This is a genomic window from Cupriavidus consociatus (assembly GCF_017814975.1).
GTDB lineage: Bacteria > Pseudomonadota > Gammaproteobacteria > Burkholderiales > Burkholderiaceae > Cupriavidus > Cupriavidus consociatus.
Genome location: NZ_JAGIQA010000005.1, coordinates 85,477 through 107,200, shown reverse-complemented (window position 1 = coordinate 107,200; position 21,724 = coordinate 85,477). Strand labels below are relative to the sequence as shown.

General features: G+C 66.8%; 20 protein-coding genes and 1 tRNA gene. 13 read left to right on the top strand and 8 right to left on the bottom strand.

Features of this window, described 5'->3' with window-relative positions:
• The first annotated feature begins 78 nt into the window (after window positions 1-78).
• From ptsN to J8I82_RS08865, 5 genes are all read left to right on the top strand, one after another.
• On the top strand, window positions 79-534 hold the full coding sequence (ptsN, locus tag J8I82_RS08885; protein ID WP_029046777.1) for a PTS IIA-like nitrogen regulatory protein PtsN: 456 nt from the start codon (window positions 79-81) through the stop codon (window positions 532-534).
• Window positions 535-613: 79 nt separating this feature from the next.
• On the top strand, window positions 614-1,585 hold the full coding sequence (gene hprK / locus J8I82_RS08880) for an HPr(Ser) kinase/phosphatase (RefSeq protein ID WP_063236682.1): 972 nt from the start codon (window positions 614-616) through the stop codon (window positions 1,583-1,585).
• Window positions 1,586-1,762: 177 nt separating this feature from the next.
• On the top strand, window positions 1,763-2,095 hold the full coding sequence (locus J8I82_RS08875; protein ID WP_209756415.1) for a PsiF family protein: 333 nt from the start codon (window positions 1,763-1,765) through the stop codon (window positions 2,093-2,095).
• A gap of 124 nt (window positions 2,096-2,219) precedes the next feature.
• Entirely contained in the window at window positions 2,220-3,107 is an 888-nt protein-coding gene (gene rapZ, locus J8I82_RS08870; protein WP_209756413.1) for an RNase adapter RapZ, read from the top strand.
• Between the two features lie 109 nt (window positions 3,108-3,216).
• Window positions 3,217-3,885 (top strand): LON peptidase substrate-binding domain-containing protein, encoded by a 669-nt coding sequence (locus tag J8I82_RS08865; protein ID WP_209756411.1) that lies wholly within the window; start codon window positions 3,217-3,219, stop codon window positions 3,883-3,885.
• 18 nt (window positions 3,886-3,903) lie between these two features.
• Here J8I82_RS08865 and mutY read toward each other — a convergent pair whose 3' ends face one another.
• The 3 genes from mutY to mutM form a co-directional block, all read right to left on the bottom strand.
• Complete coding sequence (gene mutY / locus J8I82_RS08860; protein WP_209756408.1) at window positions 3,904-5,076, bottom strand: A/G-specific adenine glycosylase; 1,173 nt, start codon at window positions 5,074-5,076, stop codon at window positions 3,904-3,906.
• Window positions 5,077-5,202: 126 nt separating this feature from the next.
• Window positions 5,203-7,152 carry a dynamin family protein gene (locus tag J8I82_RS08855; RefSeq protein WP_209756406.1) on the bottom strand — a complete coding sequence of 650 codons (1,950 nt, stop codon included), beginning with the start codon at window positions 7,150-7,152 and terminating at the stop codon, window positions 5,203-5,205.
• 280 nt (window positions 7,153-7,432) lie between these two features.
• On the bottom strand, window positions 7,433-8,317 hold the full coding sequence (gene mutM, locus J8I82_RS08850; RefSeq protein WP_209756404.1) for a bifunctional DNA-formamidopyrimidine glycosylase/DNA-(apurinic or apyrimidinic site) lyase: 885 nt from the start codon (window positions 8,315-8,317) through the stop codon (window positions 7,433-7,435).
• 140 nt (window positions 8,318-8,457) lie between these two features.
• Here mutM and J8I82_RS08845 point away from each other — a divergent pair, with 140 nt between their 5' ends.
• The 8 genes from J8I82_RS08845 to J8I82_RS08810 all read left to right on the top strand — a co-directional run bounded on the left by J8I82_RS08845 (window position 8,458) and on the right by J8I82_RS08810 (window position 16,764).
• Complete coding sequence (locus J8I82_RS08845; protein WP_209756402.1) at window positions 8,458-10,419, top strand: tetratricopeptide repeat protein; 1,962 nt, start codon at window positions 8,458-8,460, stop codon at window positions 10,417-10,419.
• A 105-nt stretch (window positions 10,420-10,524) separates the two neighbouring features.
• Window positions 10,525-11,133: a lipoprotein insertase outer membrane protein LolB gene (gene lolB / locus J8I82_RS08840; protein WP_209756400.1), complete on the top strand. Its 609-nt coding sequence runs from the start codon at window positions 10,525-10,527 to the stop codon at window positions 11,131-11,133.
• Window positions 11,130-12,014: a 4-(cytidine 5'-diphospho)-2-C-methyl-D-erythritol kinase gene (ispE, locus tag J8I82_RS08835; protein WP_209756398.1), complete on the top strand. Its 885-nt coding sequence runs from the start codon at window positions 11,130-11,132 to the stop codon at window positions 12,012-12,014. Before lolB ends, ispE begins: the two co-directional genes overlap by 4 nt.
• A 59-nt stretch (window positions 12,015-12,073) precedes the next feature.
• Window positions 12,074-12,150 (top strand) — tRNA-Gln (locus J8I82_RS08830).
• Window positions 12,151-12,247: 97 nt separating this feature from the next.
• Window positions 12,248-13,201: a ribose-phosphate pyrophosphokinase gene (locus tag J8I82_RS08825; RefSeq protein ID WP_209756396.1), complete on the top strand. Its 954-nt coding sequence runs from the start codon at window positions 12,248-12,250 to the stop codon at window positions 13,199-13,201.
• A 123-nt stretch (window positions 13,202-13,324) separates the two neighbouring features.
• On the top strand, window positions 13,325-13,942 hold the full coding sequence (locus J8I82_RS08820; RefSeq protein ID WP_209756394.1) for a 50S ribosomal protein L25/general stress protein Ctc: 618 nt from the start codon (window positions 13,325-13,327) through the stop codon (window positions 13,940-13,942).
• 161 nt (window positions 13,943-14,103) lie between these two features.
• Window positions 14,104-14,700 carry an aminoacyl-tRNA hydrolase gene (gene pth / locus J8I82_RS08815; RefSeq protein WP_209756392.1) on the top strand — a complete coding sequence of 199 codons (597 nt, stop codon included), beginning with the start codon at window positions 14,104-14,106 and terminating at the stop codon, window positions 14,698-14,700.
• A gap of 207 nt (window positions 14,701-14,907) precedes the next feature.
• Window positions 14,908-16,764 (top strand): PhoX family protein, encoded by a 1,857-nt coding sequence (locus tag J8I82_RS08810; RefSeq protein ID WP_209756390.1) that lies wholly within the window; start codon window positions 14,908-14,910, stop codon window positions 16,762-16,764.
• Between the two features lie 133 nt (window positions 16,765-16,897).
• Here the strand turns inward: J8I82_RS08810 and J8I82_RS08805 are convergent, their stop codons facing one another.
• The 5 genes from J8I82_RS08805 to J8I82_RS08785 form a co-directional block, all read right to left on the bottom strand.
• Complete coding sequence (locus J8I82_RS08805) at window positions 16,898-17,158, bottom strand: YfhL family 4Fe-4S dicluster ferredoxin (protein WP_209756388.1); 261 nt, start codon at window positions 17,156-17,158, stop codon at window positions 16,898-16,900.
• A gap of 67 nt (window positions 17,159-17,225) precedes the next feature.
• Window positions 17,226-17,711 carry a pantetheine-phosphate adenylyltransferase gene (coaD, locus tag J8I82_RS08800; protein ID WP_029046761.1) on the bottom strand — a complete coding sequence of 162 codons (486 nt, stop codon included), beginning with the start codon at window positions 17,709-17,711 and terminating at the stop codon, window positions 17,226-17,228.
• A 239-nt stretch (window positions 17,712-17,950) separates the two neighbouring features.
• The gene (gene rsmD, locus J8I82_RS08795) at window positions 17,951-18,649 is read right to left on the bottom strand and encodes a 16S rRNA (guanine(966)-N(2))-methyltransferase RsmD (RefSeq protein WP_209756386.1); all 699 of its coding nucleotides are present in this window, start codon (window positions 18,647-18,649) and stop codon (window positions 17,951-17,953) included.
• A gap of 88 nt (window positions 18,650-18,737) precedes the next feature.
• A complete protein-coding gene (locus J8I82_RS08790) occupies window positions 18,738-20,129 on the bottom strand; it encodes a M16 family metallopeptidase (protein ID WP_209756383.1) in 1,392 nt (463 codons plus the stop codon).
• A gap of 9 nt (window positions 20,130-20,138) precedes the next feature.
• A complete protein-coding gene (locus tag J8I82_RS08785; protein WP_209756381.1) occupies window positions 20,139-21,677 on the bottom strand; it encodes a M16 family metallopeptidase in 1,539 nt (512 codons plus the stop codon).
• Window positions 21,678-21,724 lie beyond the last annotated feature (47 nt).

Below are 21,724 nucleotides of genomic sequence, written 5' to 3'. Positions count from 1 at the left end.
CGACCGGCAGCCCCTGAGCCACACACTGCCCGGCGGAACGGCGGATCCGCCCGCTAACTGAACTCCTGCGCATCGCCCATGAATCGTTTGGCCAAATTGCTGCCACCCGGCAACATCACCCTCGACGTCAGCGTCACCAGCAAAAAGCGTGTGTTCGAGCAGGCCGGGCTCCTCTTCGAGAACAACCATGGCGTGGCGCGCGCCACTGTGACCGACAACCTGTTCGCGCGCGAGTCGCTGGGCTCCACCGGACTCGGCGCTGGCGTGGCGATCCCGCACGGCCGCATCAAGGGCCTGAAGCAGCCGCTGGCTGCCTTCATGCGCCTGGCCGAGCCGATTCCGTTCGAATCGCCCGACGGCAAGCCGGTATCGCTGCTGATTTTCCTGCTGGTGCCGGAACAGGCCACGCAGCAGCACCTGGAAATCCTGTCCGAGATCGCGCAGCTGCTATCGGACCGCGACATGCGCGAAGGGCTGGCCACCTTGCCCACTTCCGAAGCCGTGCACCAGCTGCTGACCGAATGGCATCCGTGATTCACCGACTCTCCTGAACGGGCCGGCACAGACCGGACAGGCGCAGCGCCTGGCACACCGCCCCACACGTCATACCCGCATGGAACTCACCGGCGTCACCTCCCAGTCCATCTTCGACGACAACGCAGCCGACCTCAAGCTCTCGTGGGTGGCCGGCCTGGAAGGTGCGGACCGCGCCTTCGACGTGGAATTCGCCCGCGAGGCGACCTCTGCCGCGGACCTTGTGGGGCACCTGAACCTGATCCACCCCAACCGCATCCAGGTGCTCGGCAAGCCCGAGATCACCTACTACCAGCGGCTGGACGACGATATCCGCAAGCGCCAGATGGGCGAGCTGATCCTGCTGGAGCCGCCTTTCCTGGTGGTGGCCGACGGCATGGAGCCGCCGCCGGACCTGGAACTGCGCTGCACGCGTTCTTCCACGCCGCTGTTCACCACGCCGGTGTCGTCGGCCGCGGTGATCGACCACCTGCGGCTGTACCTGTCGCGCATTTCCGCGCCGCGCGTGACCATGCACGGCGTGTTTCTCGACATCCTCGGCATGGGCGTGCTGATCATGGGCGAATCGGGCCTTGGCAAGAGCGAACTCGGCCTGGAACTGATCTCGCGCGGCCACGGCCTGGTGGCTGACGACGCGGTCGACTTCGTACGGCTGGGGCCCGACTTCATCGAGGGCCGCTGCCCGCCGCTGCTGCAGAACCTGCTCGAAGTGCGCGGCCTGGGCCTGCTCGACATCAAGACCATCTTCGGCGAGACCGCGGTGCGCCGGAAGATGAAGATCAAGCTGGTGGTACAGCTGGTGCGCCGCAACGACGGCGAATTCGAGCGCCTGCCGCTCGATTCGCAATACCTCGACGTGCTGGGCCTGCCGATCCACATGGTCAAGATCCAGGTGGCGGCCGGCCGCAACCTTGCCGTGCTGGTCGAGGCGGCGGTGCGCAACACCATCCTGCGCCTGCGCGGCATCGACACGCTGCGCGATTTCATGGACCGCCAGCGCGCCGCGATGCAGGCCGATGCAGTCTCGCGCGGCCAGGGCCGCCTGCTCTGATCGGACTGATTGCCCGCGCACGCATTTTCAATTGCTTACAACGGCGGCCTCCCCCGCCGTCAACGCCGACATCCAGTCTGTCGTTTTGTGCTGTAATGGGCATCGAGCCCATTACCAGGCCGCCGCGAGCCCTGACACCGTGCGGCCGTGATGTTTTCCACACCAAGGAGAGCAAGCATGAAAAAACTGATCGCGATGTGCGCGCTGGTCACCCCGCTGCTGGCATCCGTGGCCTTCGCCCAGTCGGCGTCGGCACCGGCGGCCCCGGCAAAGGACGCCGCCAAGGCGCCCACCGCGCAGCAGGAAAAGATGAAGACCTGCAATACGCAGGCCGGCGACAAGAAGGGCGACGAGCGCAAGGCGTTCATGAAGCAGTGCCTGTCGGCCAAGCCGGACGCGGTGCCCAAGACCCAGCAGGAAAAGATGGCGGCCTGCAGCAAGGAAGGCAAGGGCAAGAAGGGCGACGAGTACAAGGCGTACATGAAGGAGTGCCTGTCGAAGTCGGCCTGAAGCAAGTCTTCTTCCGAGCAAACCACGACATGGCGAACCGCGAGGTTCGCCATTGTTGTTTCCGGGTCCGCAGTCATCCCACTGCCATGACGCGGCCATCACGTGATGCTATGCTTCAGTTGCTATGCGCATCATCCTCATCACCGGCATTTCCGGTTCCGGCAAGTCCGTCGCACTGAACGTCCTCGAAGATGCGGGGTACTACTGCGTGGACAACCTGCCGGCGCAGTTCATCCCGGAACTGGCCCGCTACCTCTCCAGCCAGGGCTATACACACCTGGGCGTTGCCACCGACATCCGCAGCCGCGAGTCGCTCGATCATCTGCCCGATACCGTGCGCACGCTCGCCGGCGAGCACCAGGTCGAGGTGCTGTTCCTCACCGCCAGCACGGACGCGCTGGTGCAGCGCTACTCCGAGACGCGCCGGCGGCATCCGCTTTCGATCCGCACCGATGGCGGCGTGGTGAACCCCGGGGGCGAGCCCGCCTTCAACGACACCGCGCTGATGGAAGCGATCGAAATGGAGCGCGAGCTGCTGAGCCCGCTGGCCGAGGCCGCGCACCGCATCGATACCAGCAATGTGCGCACCAATACGCTGCGCAGCTGGATCAAGGAGCTGATCCGCAACGACAGCGAGCGCCTGACGCTGCTGTTCGAGTCCTTCGGCTTCAAGCACGGCGTGCCCAGCGACGCCGACATGGTGTTCGACGTGCGCTCGCTGCCCAATCCCTATTACGACCTGGCGCTGCGCCCGCTGACCGGGCGCGACACGCCGGTGATCGATTTCCTGCAGGCGCAGCCGATGGTGCTGGCGATGGCCGAGGATATCCGCGCCTATGTGGAAAAGTGGCTGCCGAGTTTCATCGCCGACAACCGCAGCTACCTGACCGTCGCAATCGGCTGTACCGGCGGCCAGCATCGCTCGGTCTATATTGCGGAAAGGCTCGCCAACTATTTCCGCGCGCATGGTAATGTGCTGGTGAGACACCGAGAGCTCGCGCCGGCGGGCTGACGCCAAGCGTGCGTGCCTGCGGGCAGCGGCGGCGTGGCGTACGGTCCGGCGGCGCGCCGTTGCTGCATTCTGGCATCCCACTGCATCCCCTTATGCACGCTGGCACCGCATGTCTTCCACCGACCTATACCGCCCCACCTCGTCCGCCGGGTCCGATCCCGAGCCACAGACGCTAGACAACCTCCCGCTGTTCCCGCTGCACACCGTGCTTTTTCCCGGTGGCCGGCTGCCGTTGCGCGTGTTCGAGGCGCGCTATGTCGACATGGTGCGCAACTGCCTGCGCGACAGCACGCCGTTCGGCGCCTGCCTGATCGAAAGCGGCGACGAAGTGGCGCGGCCAGGCAAGTCCACCGTGCCGGAAACGGTCGGCTGCCTGGCCGAAATCGTCGACTGCAACATGGAGCAACTGGGCGTGCTGCTGATCCGCGCGCGCGGGCGCGAACGTTTCCGGATCATCAGCCACGAGACCCGCGACGACGGCCTGCTGGTCGCGCGTGCCGAGGTGCTGCCCGCCGATATCATCGACTGCAAGCTCGAACTGCTGGGCGAGTGCCTGGACGCGCTGCGCCGGATCGTGACGCGGCTGCATGCCGAGCAGCCCGACCGGATGCCGTTCGACGAGCCTTACCTGTGGGACGATCCCAGCTGGGTCGCCAACCGGCTGTGCGAACTGCTGCCGGTGCCGCTGAAAGCCAAGCAAATGCTGATGGCGCTGCCTGACGCGGGCATGCGCATCGAGATCGTCCACCGCTACATGCGGCAGAACCACATCGTCTGAGCCGCGCCGGGGCCCGTTTCAGAACAGCCCGCCGTGGGCCTGGTCTTCCAGCAGCCTGCGCACCGGCGCGGGCGTGCCCAACGCATCGAGATCGTCGAGCGAGAGCCAGCGTTGCGCGGCATCCGTGGCGCTGTCCCGCACCAGCAAGTCCCCTGCGCCCACATCGACGCGAATCGCGCGGATCAACAGGCGGAAGTGCGTGAAGACATGGGTCAGTTCGCCCGCCATCGCGGCGCGCACGGGGGCACCGTAGGCTCGGGCGTAGTCGAGCGCGGCGGCTTCGGCGGCTTCCGCATCGAAGGGCACGGTGTCGACCGCCATCTCCGGCAGGCTCCACAGGCCGCCCCAGATGCCGCTGTCAGGGCGCAGCCGCAACAACACTTCACGCTCGCGCCGTACCATCAGCATCACCGTGCTGCGCTCGGGGATCGCGGCGCGCGGCTTTGGCGTGGGCAGCACGCCAGTCAACCCTTCGCGGCGCGCCACGCAGCCGGCGGACAGCGGGCACGCGCCGGCATCGGCCAGGCACGCCGGCTTGCCGCGCGAGCAGATCGTCGCGCCGAGATCCATCAGTCCTTGCGTATAGGCGATCATGTCTTCGGCCTGGCGCGGGCCCGCTGCGGGCAGCGCGATCCCCGCCAGCTGCCACATGCGCGTTTCCACCGCGCGCTCGCCCGGATGGCCATGGATGCCGAAGCAGCGCGCAAACACGCGCTTGACGTTGCCGTCGAGAATCGGCGAGCGCACGCCGGCGCTGAAAGCGGCGATCGCCGCCGCGGTCGAGCGGCCGATGCCGGGCAGCGTCGCCAGCACCGCGGGATCGGTCGGAAAAACGCCGCCGTGCTCGCTGACCACCTGCATGGCGCAGCGGTGCAGGTTGCGCGCGCGCGAGTAATATCCGAGCCCGGCCCAAAGCGCCATCACCTGGTCGGCAGGCGCAGCGGCCAATGCCTGCACCGTCGGCAACGTGGCGACAAAGCGCTGGAAATATTCGATCACCGCGCTGACCTGGGTCTGCTGCAGCATGATTTCCGACAGCCAGATGCGGTAGGCGTCGCGCGTGTTCTGCCATGGCAGGTCGTGCCGGCCGTGGACGCGTTGCCAGTTGACGACCCGTGCGCCGAAATCGGGGGGCACGTGGATGTCGTCGGGAATGGCTGCGGTAGCTCGGGGGGCGGACTTGCGGGGCATGGAGTACGGCCAGTGGTGTGACGCCTGGTGTTGACGACCGGCGTTTTGCATCAAAAAAAAGCGCCGCTATGCGCGGCGCTACATGATATACCGGCGCGGAAATCGATTCCCGTCAGCCGCTTCCGGTCACGCCACCGCCAGGCTCGCTTGCTCCGTCCCGGTCGCCGGCCGCAGCAACCGCTGCGCAAACCCCTCGATCTTCCCGCTGCGCTCGTCCAGCCCGTTCAGTACTTCCTCGAGCTGCGCAATACGGCTTTCCAGCGTATCGGTCGCTTCATGGATGCGCTCGATCGAATCGACGCGCCGGCGCAGCTGCTTCTGGTGCTCGCGCACCTGCGCTTCCAGCGGCGTCATCACCGATTTGAGCCACACCTCGATATCGCGATTCAGGTCGCGGAAGTTTTCCAGCACGCGGCTGGCCATGGTGCTGAATGCGTTCTGCACCAGTTGCGGCCGCGAGCGCGTCAGCATGCTGACCGTGCCGAAGTGCGCATGCACCAGCCGCAGCGTTTCCTGCAGCTCGGCCACGTAGCGCTCGGCGGTGAACTGCATCGGCGCGGGCAGCGTGAAGCCATGCTCGGCATTGAAGCGCCGGTACATGCTTTCGATCAGCTGGTGCAGCTGCCCGATCTTGCTGTCGGCATCGGTCACCAGCGCGGTGAGCTGGGCGAACAGCGCGTCCATGTCCTCGCGCAGGCCGCGCGAGAAGAAGCGCTCCTTCATCTGCTCGCGCGCCGCCCGCATGGTCCGGCGCACGTCGCGCAGCTGCAGGCTCTTGATGATGTCGGCGCTGTGGCGGCCGAACACCAGCCGCAGCGCCTGGAACTTGCTGATGCTCTGCTCGAACTCGTCCTTCTCGCCCTGCACGCGCATCAGCATGTGCTTGACCATCGCGTGGTTCTTGCCGCGCAGCCCCCGCAGCTCGAACAGCTGCTCGACGATATCGCGGCGGCGGCTCTGCAGCAGCTGCTGCGCGGCCCGGGCCATGTCCTGCGCCTGGCGGTGGACCTGGTCCGAGACGATGTCGCGCCGCCGCGGGATCAGCTGGTCGGAGAGCACATGCTCGAACTCCGGCAAGCCGCTGCGCCCCAGCAGCGCGTCGTCGTGCGTGACCTTTGCCACCAGGCCCTTCTGCGCCGACACCGGATACACACGCGCCTGCTCGATGCCCAGCACCTGCGCCGTGCTTGAGACCTGCCGCCCGATCTCTCCCGCGATCTCGGACGGCTGTCGCAGCGGGTCCCACAGCCCGTCGATCTTGTTGAGCACCGCCAGGCAGCCGCGCCGGTGGCCGGCGTCCACGTGCGTGCGCCACAGCTCAAGGTCGCTCTTGGTCACGCCGGCATCGGCAGCCAGCACGAACACCACCACGTGCGCGTCGGGGATCAGGCGCAGCGTCAGTTCGGGCTCGGTGCCGATCGCGTTCAGCCCCGGCGTGTCGAGGATGACCAGCCCCTGGCGCAGCAGGGGGTGCGGGAAATTGATCACCGCATGGCGCCAGCGCGAGATCTCGACCATGCCCTCGGCATCGACCGCGTAGGCGGCATCGGGGTCGCTCTCATGGTAGAGGCCCAGCGCCTCGGCTTGCTGCGGCGGCACGCGCACGGTCTGGACCACGTGCTGGAAGGCTTCGAGCATGCCCTCGGGCGAGGATGGGTCAAGCGGCACCGTATGCCAGTGTGCCGACGGGCCGGCCTCGAGAAAATCCGCGGTCGAGGCGTCCTGAAGCCGGGTTTCGATCGGCAGCAGCCGGATGCAGGGCGGCTCGGCCTCGTCGTAGCGCAGCTCGGTCGGGCACATCGTGGTGCGGCCCGCCGACGATGGCAGGATGCGGCGCCCGTAGTCGGCGAAGAAGATCGCATTGATCAGCTCGCTTTTGCCGCGCGAGAACTCCGCAATGAAGGCGACCTTGAGCCGGTCGCTGCGCAGCACGTTCTGGATGCGCTGCACGCGGTCGTCGGCCTGCGCGTCGTACAGGTCGTGCTGCTGCAGCCACGACTGGAATTCGGCCAGGGACTGGAGGACCCCCGTTCTCCAGGCGCCGTATTGTTCGAATTGGTGGGCGAGCGTTGTCATGGAGCTGTTCGGCTGACTCGGTTTTTGCCTCGGGGCCGCCGCCGGCGGAGGCGTGCCCGTGTTCCCGCAATGCCGGCCCGCCGCAGTCCTCGGGCGAGCCAATCTGTTCCATTTTTGTAACTTTTTATAACTGCTGCACACAATACAGGTTTCCACGGCGGTTTTGTGGAATTCGCGTCCCTTGCGATTGGCGTGCGGACAGAGTGTTGCGCCGAGCCATCGACAATCGGCAGCGGCGCGCATTGTGCGCCACACGGCGCATCGCAACGGCACTCGCCGGTCAGTGCTGGCAGTTGGGGCAGTAGAAGGTGGAGCGCTGGCCTTGCACGATCTGCCGCACCGGCGTGGCACAGATGCGGCATGGCTGGCCCGCCCGGTCGTAGACAAAACAATCGAGCTGGAAGTAGCCGCTGGCGCCGTCGCTGCCGACGAAATCGCGCAGCGTGCTGCCGCCCCGTTCGATCGCCTGCGCCAGGGTCTCGCGCACCGCCTGCGCCAGCCGGTCGCAACGCTCGCGGCTGAGGCGGCCGGCCGGCGTGGTCGGCCGGATGCGCGCGCGGAACAGGCTTTCCGACGCGTAGATGTTGCCGACCCCGACCACGATGCCGCCCGCCAGCAAGACCGTCTTGATGGCGGCACTGCGGCCGCGCGTGTGCCGGTGCAGCCAGGCACCGTCGAAAGCAGCATCGAAGGGCTCGATGCCGAGGGTGCGCAGCAGCGGGTGGGATGGCAGTTCTTCCTCGGTCAGCGTGGTCCACAGCACTGCACCGAAGCGGCGCGGATCCCGGAAACGCAGCACCAGCGGGCCCCCGGCGCCCGCTGCATCGCCTACACCTTCGGCACCAGCGGCCAGCACCATGTCCAGGTGGTCGTGGGCGCCCGGCGGCGGCGCCTGCGGCAACACCCTCAGCGTGCCGGTCATGCCGAGATGCACCAGCAGCCAGCCGGCCGGTTCGGCGGGATCTTCGCTGACACACTCGAGCAGCAGGTACTTGCCGCGGCGTTCGATCCGGCGCACCACGCGCTGCGCCAGGCGGGTTTCGAGGTCCGGCTCGACCGGCCAGCGCAGCCCCCGGTGGCGCACCGTCACCGCTTCAATGCGCCGCCCCACCACATGCGGCAGCAAGCCGCGCCGGGTCACTTCGACCTCGGGCAATTCAGGCATCGAACCTCTCCGTTGGTTACCGCTCCAAACTCCTGCCGGCCTTGCTGGCCATGGGCCAGCGCGCCGAGCAGCGCATTGTAGCGGCAGGCTACAATGCCTTTATCCATTCCTTCGCCAGCGCGCGCCGGAGCACTCGATACATGTCGGACCTGAAGTTGGACCTGACGCCGGACCTGATGCCGGACGCCACATTGCACGCCTCCAAGTGCAGCATCCCCGCGCACGAGGGCGTATTTTCGCGCACAGCAGGCGTCGCAGGAGCCTTTGCCAATACCCGCCGCCACGCACGTGCGCTGGGCGCCGCCGCACTGCTCGCCCTGGCTGGCGCCGCGCATGCGGCACCTCCGGCCGGCGACGGACCGCTGCCGCAGCTTGCGCCGATGCAGATCGCAGCCTCCGACGACACGCGCCCCGCGGGCAGCACCGGCAAGTCGGCACGCAGCCAGCTGCCGTCGCTGGAACTGACCGACGACATCGTCTATATGGTGCTGGCGGCCGAGATTTCCATGCAGCGCGGCCTGGTCGGACCGGCCTATCGCACCTACCTCGAACTGGCGCGGCAGACCCGCGACCCACGCTTCGCGCAGCGCGCCACCGAGATCGCGTTCAATGCGCGCATCCCGCAGCAGGCGCTGGACGCGGCCCGGCTGTGGCGCGAAATCTCGCCCGGTTCGCCCGCCGCCGCGCAGGTCCTGTCGACGTTGCTGGTGCTGAACGGACGCTGGGACGATGCCCGCCCGCTGCTGCAGCAGCAGTTGGCCGCGGTGCCCGCCAGCCACCGCGGCGACGCCATCCTGCAGATGCAGCAACAACTGTCGCGCACCAGTGATCCCGCCGGCGCGGCAGCGCTGCTGCAGGAACTGACGCGCAATGATACGAAACTGCCGGAAACCCATGTGGCGCTGGCGCGCGCGCGCGAAATCGCCGGTGACGTGCCGGGCGCGATCGCCGCGCTCGACCAGGCACTGAAACTGCGGCCGGGCTATGAGGCCGCCGCGCTGATGGCCGCCGAGCTGCGGGCCGAAAAGGAACCCGACGAAGCCGTCGCCATCCTGAAGCGCTTCCTCGACAAGTCGCCCGACTCGGTCAACGGCCATATCACGCTGGCACGGCTGTACCTGCTGCGCAACGACATGCAGGCGGCACGGCAAGAGTTCGAGACCTTGCGCAAGGTGGCGCCCGCCGATCCGCGCGTGCCACTGGCGCTGGGACTGACGAGCCTGCAGGCCAAGAACTACAGCGAAGCCGAGCAATACCTGCAGGAGTACCTGCAGCTGGTCGAGAAGCAACCCACGGCCAATCCCGATATCGCCTACCAGTACCTGGCGCAGATTGCCGAGGAACGTAAGGACTATGCCGGCGCGATCCAGTGGCTGGACCGCATCGAGGACATCCGCCTGGCCCCGGCGGCCACCGCCAAGCGCGCGCAGTTGCTGGCCCGCCTGGGCAAGCTGGACGATGCCCAGGCACTGTTCGGCGAGATGCTTGCCGATGCCGACGAAATCCCCGATCCGGGCCAGCGCGCGCAGCGCGTCATGGCGATCCGCCAGGCCGAGGTGGCCACGCTGATGGAGACCAAGGCCTACGACCGCGCGCGCAAGCTGCTCGACGACCGCGTCGCCGCCGAGCCCGACAATGCCGACTGGATCTACGAGCTGGCCATGCTCGACGAGCGCCAGAAGCGCTACGACAGCATGGAAAAAGGCCTGCGCCGCGTGATCGCGCTGCAGCCGCAGCAGAAGCAGGGCTACAACGCGCTTGGCTACTCGCTCGCCGATCGCAACGAGCGGCTGCCGGAAGCGCGCATGCTGCTTGAACGCGCAACCGAGCTGGGCCCGGACGATCCCTACATCATGGACAGCCTGGCCTGGGTCAAATTCCGCATGGGCGAGTTGCGCCCCGCAGCGGACCTGTTGCGCAATGCCTATTCCAAGGCGCCCGAAGCCGAAATCGGCGCGCACCTGGGCGAGGTGCTGTGGCAGCTCGGCGAGCACGAGGAAGCGCGCAAGACCTGGACCGAGGCCATGCGCATCGATCCAGAGAACGAAACCCTGGTCGATACGCTGCGCAGATACAAGTTCGACGTGCAGCTGGCCAAGTAGCCAACCCCGTAACCCCGCTTGCCGCGCTTGCGTTGCCGGGCGCGGCACGGGATTTCCGTCAGTCCGGCGGCCGCGGCCGCGCGCCGCCGCTCCACGACCATGCCCATGAATCGAACCAGACGCCTGGCACTGCTTTGCCTGGGCGCCCCATTGCTGCTGCAGGCATGCGCCAGCGTGGCTCCGTCGCGTGGCTTCGATGCCGGCGAATCCAGCGCGAACCAGCAATATACCGGCCGTTTTTCGGCCAACTACCAGCGCTACGGCCGCGACGAAGGCGTGACCGGCAGCTTCCGCTGGGAAGAGCAAGGCCGCAACGTGCGGCTCGACCTGGTTTCGCCGCTGGGCCAGACGCTGGCGGTGGTCACCGCCACGCCGTCCGGTGCCACGCTGGACCTGCCCAACCAGCCGCCGCGCAATGCGCCCGAGGTCGACACGCTGATGGAAGAGGCGCTCGGATTCGCGCTGCCGGTGGCCGGCATGCGCGACTGGCTGCACGGCCGCGCCGCGCAGGGATCCCCCGCGCGCACCACGCGCGACGAGCAGGGGCGCCTGTCGACGCTGGCGCAGAACGGCTGGACCGTGCGCTACGTCGCGTGGCAGGACGCGCAGCCCGCAGGCACCGCCGTAGCGCTGCCGCGCCGCATCGACCTCGCGCGCGACTCCGGCAGCAATCCGCTGTCGGTGCGGCTCGTCATCGATCCCCAGACGCCATGAACCCTGACCGCACCCCGGCACTGCCGCCGGCCGAACTGCGCGACTGTCCCGCGCCCGCGAAACTCAACCTGTTCCTGCACGTGACCGGGCGCCGCACCGACGGCTACCACACGCTGCAGACCGTGTTCCAGCTGGTCGACTGGTGCGACACGCTGCATTTCCGCCGGCGCGACGACGGCATCGTGGCGCGCGTCTCCGACGTCCCCGGCGTGCCCGCCGACAGCGACCTCGTCGTGCGCGCCGCGCGCGCGTTGCAGGCGGCTACAGGCACCCCCTTCGGCGCCGACATCGCGATCGACAAGGTGCTGCCGATGGGCGGCGGCATCGGCGGCGGCTCGTCGGACGCCGCGACCACGCTGCTGGCCCTGAACCACCTCTGGGGCCTGGGCCTGCCGCGCGAGGAACTGATGCGCATCGGCCTGGCGCTGGGTGCGGACGTGCCAGTGTTCGTGTTCGGCCAGAACGCATTCGCCGAGGGCGTGGGCGAGCAGCTGACCCCGGTGGAGTTGCCCGAAAGCTGGTTCGTGGTCATTCATCCGAAACAACATGTACCAACGTCTGAAATTTTTTCGGACCAGCGCTTGACAAGGGATACGCCCGTCTCCATAATTGCGGTCTTCGCTGCTCGCACAAACAAATTCGATTTCGGTCGCAACGACCTGGAACCGATAGCAACAGCGAAGTTCGGCGAAGTCGCCCGAGCCCTGGAATGGCTGAAGCAATACAATCAGCATGCCAGGATGACCGGTTCCGGAGCCTGCGTGTTTGCGCGTTTTCCTGACGCAAAGACAGCGCAGCAGGTTTTGGAAAGGTTGCCTCCCGAATGGGATGGCAGGTGTGTGAGGAGTCTGGCACATCATCCGCTCGCAGCGTTCGCATAGCAAGTTATCGTTCGGCGCGGTACGGCAGGTTGGTACCACGAAGAACGGCCCGGTTGTGTAGGGGAGTCGCCAAGTTGGTCAAGGCACCGGATTTTGATTCCGGCATTCGAAGGTTCGAATCCTTCTTCCCCTGCCATTACTTCCTATAGTGTCCTAACGGAACACGATATCTTCCAAGTCACCGGCTTCGCCGGTGACACCAAGCTCCCCCAGCAGCAAGACAGGTGCCCCGAATGAGCAGCGAAGGCTTGATGGTATTTACCGGCAACGCCAACCCCAAACTCGCGGAGGCTGTCGTACAGCACCTCGGCATTCCGCTGGGCAAGGCCCAGGTTGGCCGTTTCTCCGACGGTGAAGTCCAGGTTGAAATCCAGGAAAACGTTCGCGGCAAGCACGTCATCGTGCTGCAGTCCACCTGCGCGCCGACCAACGACAACCTGATGGAACTGATGGTGATGGTCGACGCGCTCAAGCGCGCCTCGGCACGCAGCATCACCGCCGCCATGCCCTACTTCGGCTATGCCCGCCAGGACCGCCGCCCGCGTTCGGCGCGCGTGGCAATCTCGGCCAAGGTCGTGGCAAACATGCTGGAAGTCGCCGGCGTCGAGCGCGTGCTGACGATGGACCTGCACGCCGACCAGATCCAGGGCTTCTTCGATATTCCCGTCGACAACATCTACGCATCGCCGGTACTGCTGGGCGACCTGCGCGAGAAGAACTACGGCGACCTGCTGGTGGTCTCGCCGGACGTCGGCGGCGTGGTTCGTGCGCGTGCACTGGCCAAGGAACTGAACTGCGATCTCGCGATCATCGACAAGCGTCGTCCCAAGGCCAATGTGGCCGAGGTGATGAACATCATCGGTGAAGTCGAGGGCCGCAACTGCGTCATCATGGATGACATGATCGACACCGGCGGCACGCTGTGCAAGGCGGCCCAGGTGCTGAAGGAACGTGGCGCGCTGAAGGTGTTTGCATACTGTACGCACCCGGTGCTGTCCGGCGGCGCCGCCGCCCGCATCGCCGACTCGTCGCTGGACGAAGTGGTGGTGTGCGACACCATCCCGCTGTCGGAAGAAGCGGCCAAGTGCGGCAAGATCCGCCAGCTCTCGACCGCCCCGCTGCTGGCCGAGACCTTCACCCGCATCGTCAAGGGCGACTCGATCATGTCGCTGTTTGCGGGTTCTTAAGGCTTTACTGCGCTGGCTGCCGTTTTGCGGCGGCCAACGTGACTTGATCGGCGCTGATTCTCTTGTTTGCGCCGCAACTAGGCTGTCTGGTCGCGGACAGCCTTCCTTACTTTTGGAGTCATCATGAAAGTTGTCGCTTTCGAGCGTAGCGTACAGGGTACGGGTGCGAGCCGCCGCCTGCGCAATTCGGGCAAGACCCCCGGCATCATCTATGGCGGCGCTGCCGAGCCGAAGATGATCGAACTGGATCACAACGCACTGTGGCACGCCCTGAAGAAGGAAGCGTTCCACTCGTCGATCCTGGACCTGGAAGTCGCTGGCAAGTCGGAAAAGGCCCTGCTGCGCGCATTCCAGATGCACCCGTTCAAGCCGCTGGTGCTGCACGTCGATTTCCAGCGCGTGTCGGCCTCGGAAAAGATCCACGTCAAGGTGCCCCTGCACTTCATGAACCAGGAAACCGCTCCTGGCGTGAAGCTGGGCCATGGCCTGGTCAACCACATCGTCAACGACCTGGAAGTGTCGTGCCTGCCGGCCGACCTGCCTGAGTTCATCGAAGTGGACGTCGGCGCGATGGAACTGGGCCAGACCCTGCACCTCGCCGACCTGAAGCTGCCGAAGGGCGTGACCGTCATCACCCACGGTGACGAAAACCCCGCCATCGCCAGCATCTCGCTGCCGGCTGGCGCTGCTTCGGCCGCCGAAGGCGCTGCCGAGGGCGAAGGCGAAACGCCGGCTGCCTAAGCTGCTGCTGCAGCGGGCGCGGCTTCCGGGCGCGCCACGGAAAAAACCGCCGCCCTTCGCGGCGGTTTTTTTTCGACCCTGCCGAACCGGCACCTGGCTGGATTTTCGGTATCCTTGGCGCCTGTGGCGCAGCCCTGCGCGCCAACGACTCAGTCAATCGCATGATCAAGCTCATCGTCGGCCTCGGCAATCCCGGTGCGGAGTACGAGGCCACCCGGCACAACGCCGGCTTCTGGCTGGTGGACCAGCTTGCCCGCATGGGCGGCGCCACGCCGCGCGTGGAAGGCCGCTTTCACGGGCTGGCCGCACGCGCGCGGCTGTGGGACCAGGACATCTGGCTGCTCAAGCCGTCGACCTTCATGAACCGCTCGGGGCTGGCCGTGGTCTCGCTGGCACGCTTCTACAAGATCCTGCCAGACGAGATCGTCGTCGCCCATGACGAGATGGACCTGCCGTCCGGCACCGTCAAGCTCAAGCGCGGCGGTGGCGCGGGCGGCCACAACGGCCTCAAGGACATCTCGGCCCACCTGACCACGCAGGACTACTGGCGCCTGCGCATCGGCGTCGGCCATCCGCGCAATGCGCCTGGCGGCGCCGGCGCGGGCCGCGAGGACGTGGTCAACTTCGTGCTCAAGCCGCCGCGCAAAGAGGAGCAGGAAGCGATCGACGCGGCCATCGACCGCAGCATCGATCCGCTCGGCCTGCTGGCGCGCGGCGATGCCGAACGCGCGATGGCGCAGTTGCACACCACGCGTTGACGCCGGGCGGCGCAGGCACATTCGCGCGACATCCATGTGACACGGGCCGCACGCGCGGCCCGTTTGTCGTTGGCGCGCTGCAACTCTTATGTTGCAGACAAGCTGTCATCAAATTTCCACGGGCAGTCCCTATATTGCGGGGTTTCCACGACGCCGGCATCACATCGTAACCGGCGCGCATGACAAACCCACAAGAGAGGAAAGCCCATGTCGTACCTGACCGACGAAGCGCGCGCCGCCGGCCGTGCTGCAAAGCCTGACGTTGACGTGCCCGGCCAGCGGCTGGAAGACATCGTTGCGGCCAACCCGGCCCGCCGCCGGGTGCTGCGCGGCGGCGTGGGCCTGTCGCTGTTTTCCGCCTTTGGCAGCGGCCTGCTGGCCGCCTGCGGCGGCGACGACGACCCTGCGCCTGCGCCGGCGCCCGCTCCGGCTCCGGCTCCCGGCCCGGCACCTGGCGCTGTCACACCCAGCTATGACGTCACCTTCGAGCCGGTCGCCAAGTCGACCGCTGACACGGTGGTCGTGCCGAACGGCTACAGCGTCGACGTGCTGTTTTCCGCTGGCGATCCGGTCGAGGCCGGCGCCACCGGCTATGCCGGCGCGTTCCAGTCCTCGGCCGAGACCGAGCGCCAGGCCGGCGGCAACCATGACGGCATGCATTTCTTCGCGCTGTCGGGTGTCGATCCGCAGAAGGGCGGCCTGCTCGCCATCAACCACGAACTGCCGGACTACAAGATCCTGTTCGCCGGCGGCACCTACGCCGAAGCCACGGCCAGCCCCGAGCAGAAGCGCATTGCGCTGTCGGCGGTCGGCATCTCGGTGATCGAGGTCGAACTGGCTGCCAGCGGCAAGTGGCAGGTCAAGCGCGACTCGATCTACAACAAGCGCTACACCGGCAACACCCTGTACCGCGTTGGCGGTCCGGCCGCTCCGGTGGTGGGCTCCACCGTGGTCGGCATGCTCAACAACTGCTCCAGCGGGTACACGCCCTGGGGCACCTACCTGACCTGCGAAGAAAGCACGGACAACTACCTGGACACGACCCAGGACGAGAAGGGCTACGGCTGGGTCGTCGAGATCGACCCGTATGGCACGCTGGGCGCACCGGCCAAGCGCACGGCAATGGGCCGCTTTGACCATGAAAACGTCGCCTTCATGACCGATGCCGGCAACAACGTGGCCTTCTACATGGGCGATGACGGCACGCCGGGCTGCATCTACAAGTTCATCCCGAGCAAGGCGTTCGACCCGAACAACCGCGCGGCCAACGCCAACCTGCTGGACAGCGGCACGCTCTACGTGGCGAAGTTCAACGCCGATGGCAGCGGGCAGTGGGTCGAACTCACGCAAGGCAAGAATGGCCTGACCGTTGGCGCCTCGGATCCGGGCATCTGGACCCAGTCTGCCACCTCGCCGGCACCGACGACTGTCGACTTCGCCACGCAGGCCGACGTGCTGGTCAACACCAAGGCTGCCTCGCGCGTGGCTGGCGGCACGCTGATGGACCGCCCGGAATGGATCACGGTCGGCCTGGACAAGACCGTCTACTGCACGCTGACCAACAACAGCGGCCGCCAGCAAACCGACGCCGCCAACCCGCGCGTGCAGAACCTGCACGGCCACATCGTCCAGTGGAAGGAAGCCGGCGACTCGCCGCTGGCCACCACCTTCAGCTGGAGCATCCTTCTGCAGGCCGGCGACCCGTCGCTGGCCACGGACAACCTGAAGGGCAACATCAACGGCGATACGTTCTCGAGCCCGGACGGCCTGCGCGTGGACCCGAAGGGTCGTATGTGGGTGCAAACCGATTCGAGCACCAGTTCGACCTACACCAACACCTTCGGCAACAACAGCATGTACTACATCTCGCCGACCGGGCAGTCGAAGCGATTCCTGGTCGGCCCGACCGGTTGCGAGATCACCGGCATCGCCTACACGCCGGACCTGACCACCTGCTTCATCAACATCCAGCACCCGACCGGCCAGTGGCCGGACGCCGCCAAGCCGCCGCGCTCCTCGACTATCGTCGTGCGCCGCACGGACGGCAAGCCGATGGGTGCGTAACCGAGTAGTGCCGTAGTACCGTAGTAACTGGGGAAAAAGTTAAGCCCCCGCCACCTTTCGGTGACGGGGGCTTTTTTTACCTCTGAGTGCAGTGCGAAGTGATGCGAAGCCGCGCAAGCCGACGGTCAGCGGTTCAGGCAGCGTGCTTGGCCGCGGTCAGCAGCCGATAGCGCTGCATCAGCACGTCTTGCGACTCCACCCGGTTCGGATCCTTGGGGATGCAGGCGACCGGACAGACCTGCTGGCATTGCGGCTCGTCGAAGTGCCCGACGCACTCGGTGCACTTGTTGGGGTCGATTTCATAGATCTCGGGCCCCATCGAAATGGCTTCGTTCGGGCACTCGGGTTCACAAACGTCGCAGTTGATGCAGTCGTCGGTGATCATCAGCGCCATGGTGTTTCCTTCCTGCGGACACGCCCGCGCCCGACTGGCCGCAGTCTGACGTGTCTGAAGCCGTATTTTATTCCGGTTTGGCGATTTTCTCTTGCAGCCAGCGCTCCACCGACGGGAACACGAACTTGCTGACATCGCCGCCCAGCACCGCGATCTCGCGCACGAAGGTGCCGGAGATGAACTGATACTGGTCCGACGGGGTCAGGAACATGGTTTCCACGTCGGGCAGCAGGTAGCGGTTCATGCCCGCCATCTGGAATTCGTACTCGAAGTCGGACACCGCACGCAGGCCGCGCACGATCACGCGCGCATTGTTCTTGCGCACAAAGTCCTTGAGCAGCCCGGCGAAGCCTTCCACACGGACGTTTGGATAGTGCCCAAGCACTTCGCGTGCAATGCCGATGCGCTCGTCGAGCGAAAAGAACGGGCGCTTGTTGGGGCTGTGCGCCACGCCGACCACCAGTTCGTCGAAGATGTTCGACGCACGGCGGACCAGATCCTCGTGTCCCCGGGTCATTGGATCGAAGGTGCCGGGATAGACCGCGATGACCATACTTCCTCCTTGATCTGCCCGCTGCCGGCCGTTGTGGCCGCCTCGTTCGCCGGCCGGACCGGCGCGGGTGCTGCGTCGCGAGCGTTGTGACAGCGGCGTAGTGTAACCCTAAATGCGCCGCTTGGAAGGCGTGCGGCGCGCCGTTTTGCGGCACTGCACCCAAGAATCCGTCTTGCAATTGGAATGGCGCCCTTAGCCCATGACGAAACAGGTGCTACGGGCAATGCCGGCGCAGGCCGTCAATCCGCGCCGTTGCCTTGCTGGCGGTGCTGCAGCAAATGGAAATGCACCGCGCCGGCGCGCGCATGGCGCACGATCTCAAGCGATGCCGGGACCGGGGCGTCGGCGCCGGTCAGCCCATGGTCGGTTTCGACATAGACGGCGCCACCGGGCCGCACCAGCCGCGCGGCGTGCTCCAGCGACGGGCCGATCCAGTCTTCAGCAAAGGGCGGGTCCAGGAACACCACGTCGAAGCTGCCGTCGGGCAGTTGCGCCGCGACCGTAAAGGCATCGCCCTGGACGACGCGCACCTGGCTGGCATTGAGCCGGTACTGGTTGTCGCGCAACTGCTTGGCCACGCGGGCATTGGACTCCACCAGCGTGACCGCGGCCGCACCGCGCGACGCGGCTTCGAAACCGAGCGCGCCGGAGCCGGCGAACAGGTCCAGGCAGGCGAGCCCCGACAGATCCTGGCCAAGCCAGTTGAACAAGGTCTCGCGCACGCGGTCGGGTGTCGGGCGCAAACCCTGCGAGTCGGGCACGGGCAGCAGCGTGCGCTTCCAGCGCCCGCCGATGATGCGGACCTGGGACGGTGCCTGTCGCGGCACCGGCCGCGGAGGCGCTGCGGGAGAACGACCGCCGGCGGCAGCGGCGGCCGGCGCGGAGGAAGGAGTACGCCCGCCGGGAGCGGGCGAAGGCAATCGGGAACGCGAATTCATCCCGTGATTGTAGAGCCTGCGAGACGGTTCGCCGCAGCCGCGCGAGGGGCGGCGCGCATATGCCGCCCCTCGCCGTGCGGCGCCTGCATCACTGCCGTGACGCTGTCGGCGTGCTGCCGACCGGGCCGCCGACAATTACCGTGGCCATGCCGTCCGGGCGCACATGGCGCTGGAAGGCTGCCCTGACCTGCTCGCGCGTGACCTTGCGGACCTGCGCGGTCCAGGTGTCCAGGTAGTCCAGCGGCAGTCCGTACCAGCCGATATTGGCAACGTTTGTCAGCAGCTTGCGGTTGTTGTCGATGCGCAGCGGGAAGCCGTTGATCAGGTTGTCCTTGGCCGCGCGCAGTTCCTTGTCGCTCGGCCCTTCGGCAACAAAGCGCGCCAGCACCTGGCGCACCAGCGCCAGCGCCTCGTCGGTCTGCGCTTTCTTGGTCTGCAGGCTGATGCCGAACGGCCCCGGCTGCTTCGATGGCGCGAAATAGCTGTCGACGCCGTAGGTCAGGCCGCGCTTCTCGCGCACCTCATCGGTCAGGCGCGAGCTGAAGCCGCCGCCGCCAAGCACGTAGTTGCCCACCAGCAGCGCGAAATAGTCAGGATCGCCGCGCGCGATCGACGGCTGGCCGATGGCCACGCTCGATTGCTGCGCCGGATGCGGCAGGCGCTGCTCGCTGGCCGGGATGTTGAGCTTGACCTGAGGCAGCGCCGGGGCGGCACTGCCCTGCGGCAGCCCGCTCGTCAGCCGTTCGGCAAGGGTTTCGGCCTGCTTGCGGTCGATCGCGCCGATCAGCGTCACCACCGCGCGCTGCGCGCCGTAGTTGTCGCGCCAGAATCTGGCAATGTCATCGCGCGTGATCGACTGCACGCTCTCCGGCGTGGCGGCGATGCCGTAGGGATGGTCCGGGTACATGGCCCTGGCCAGCGCCTTGTCGGCGATCACGCCCGGCTTGGTGTCGGCCTCGCGGATGGCGGTGATCAGGCGCTGCTTCTCGCGCCCGACCACGGCGTCCGGGTAGGTCGGCGCCTTGATCAGTTGCGCGGCCAGCGCCACCGACTGGTCCAGCTCGGGTTGCGCGGTCAGCGTGCGCAGGCCGATGCCGCCGCGGTCGCCGCCCGCCGCGCCGCCGAACGCCGCGCCGGTATCGGCAAAGGCGTCGGCGATCTGCGCCTCGTCGCGCGCCGGCTGGCCGTCCTGCGCGGCCGCGCCCTTGTCCAGCAGCGCCGCCGTCAGTGTCGCCAGCCCTGCCTTGCCGGGCGGGTCATAGCGGCTGCCGGCATCGAAGTCGATATTGACGTCGAGCATGGGGATAGACGGGCTGTGGACAAAGTACACGCGCGCGCCGGTGGACGCAGTCCAGTGCTCGATCGGGATCGCGGCCTGGGCCAGCTGCGCGGCCAGCAGCATGGCGGAGCCGAGCGCCGCGCCGGCCAGCGCGCGCAGCGTGCGTGGCCGCGCGTTGAATGAAGTGGCAGACTGGGACATCGTCATTCCTCAGTGGCGCAGGCCCGACGGGGCCTGGGTCTTGGGCTTGTTCGGATCGATCGGCTGCGGCAGCAGTGTGGCCACGGTCAGGTTGTCGTCGTTGAAATATTTCGAGGCGACGGCCTGCACCTGCGCCGGCGTGACGGCCTTGATCTTGTCGAGCATACGGTCGATCTGGCGCCACGAGATATCAGAAACCTCTGATACGCCGATCTCCATGCCTTGCCCGAACACCGAATCGCGCTTGTAGATCTGCCCGGCCACCACCTGCGCCTTGACCCGCTTGAGCTCTTCCGGCGAGACCCCTTCCCTGGCGATGCGCTGGATCTCGGCGCGCAGCGAGCGCTCGATCTCTTCGGTGCTGTGGCCGGTCGCCGGCGTGCCGTCGAGGACGAACAGCGACTCGCCGCGGTTGATGCTGTCGTAGCCGACGTTGACATCGTCGGCCAGTCGCTGCTCGCGCACCAGCTCGCGTGTCAGGCGGGCATTGTCGTAGCCGTTGAGCACGGCCGCCAGGACTTCCAGCGCGTAGGGGTCGACGTCCTTCTCGACATCGCGCAGCCGCGGCACCTTGTATGCCATCACCATGTACTGGTTCTCGGCCGGGGCCTTGACCCAGATGCGCTTGATGCCCTTCTGCTCCGGCTCTTCCTGATCCTTGCGCAGCGGCAGCGTGCGCGGCTTGAGCTTGCCGTAGTAGCGCTCGGCGAGTGCGCGCACTTCCTCGGCCTTGACGTCGCCGGTGACGATCACCATCGCGTTGTTCGGCACGTACCACTGGCGGTACCAATCCTTGACGTCCTCGACGCGCATATTGACCAGGTCGTCCATCCAGCCGATCACCGGGTGGCGGTACGCCGCTGCGGTATAGACCGTGGCGAGCAGTTGCTCATAGACGGTGCCGCGGGAGGAGTCGTCTGTGCGCAGGCGGCGCTCTTCCATCACTACCTTCATCTCGCGGTCGAACTCGTCTTTTTTGATGATGAGGTTGGCCATGCGGTCGGCCTCCAGCTCCATCATCTTCGGCAGGTACTGCTTGCCGATCTGCTGGTAGTACATGGTGAAGTCGCGGTTGGTCAAGGCGTTCTCGCGCCCGCCCAGTGCCGCCACCTGCTTGGAAAATTCGCCCACGCCGACCTTGGGCGTGCCCTTGAACATCATGTGCTCGAGCATGTGAGCCACGCCCGTGGTGCCGCTGACCTCGTCGATGCCGCCGACGCGGTACCAGATCTGGTGCGCCACCGTGGGCGCCCGGTGGTCTTCCTTGACGATCAGCCGCAGGCCGTTGGAGAGCCGGTATTCGGTAGTGCCATGCGCGGTGGCGCCGGCGGGCGCGGTCTGCGCGGAAGGCATCGGCGATCCAACCACCCCTTGCGCGCCGGCCGGCGACGACCAGGGCAGCAGGCCGAGCAGCAACGCTGGCACGATGCACCGTACCAGGAGCCCGGCGCCGGCCGGAAATGTTGAGGAGGTAGGCTGGCAGTGCCGTTGGATGCGTGCTTGAGCACCTTCGGCGCCCGCCGCGGTCAGGACAGCGCAATGGTTCATGCGACCCCGTCTGCTAGAATTTTGCCGATCGATCCGCGCGGGCAGCA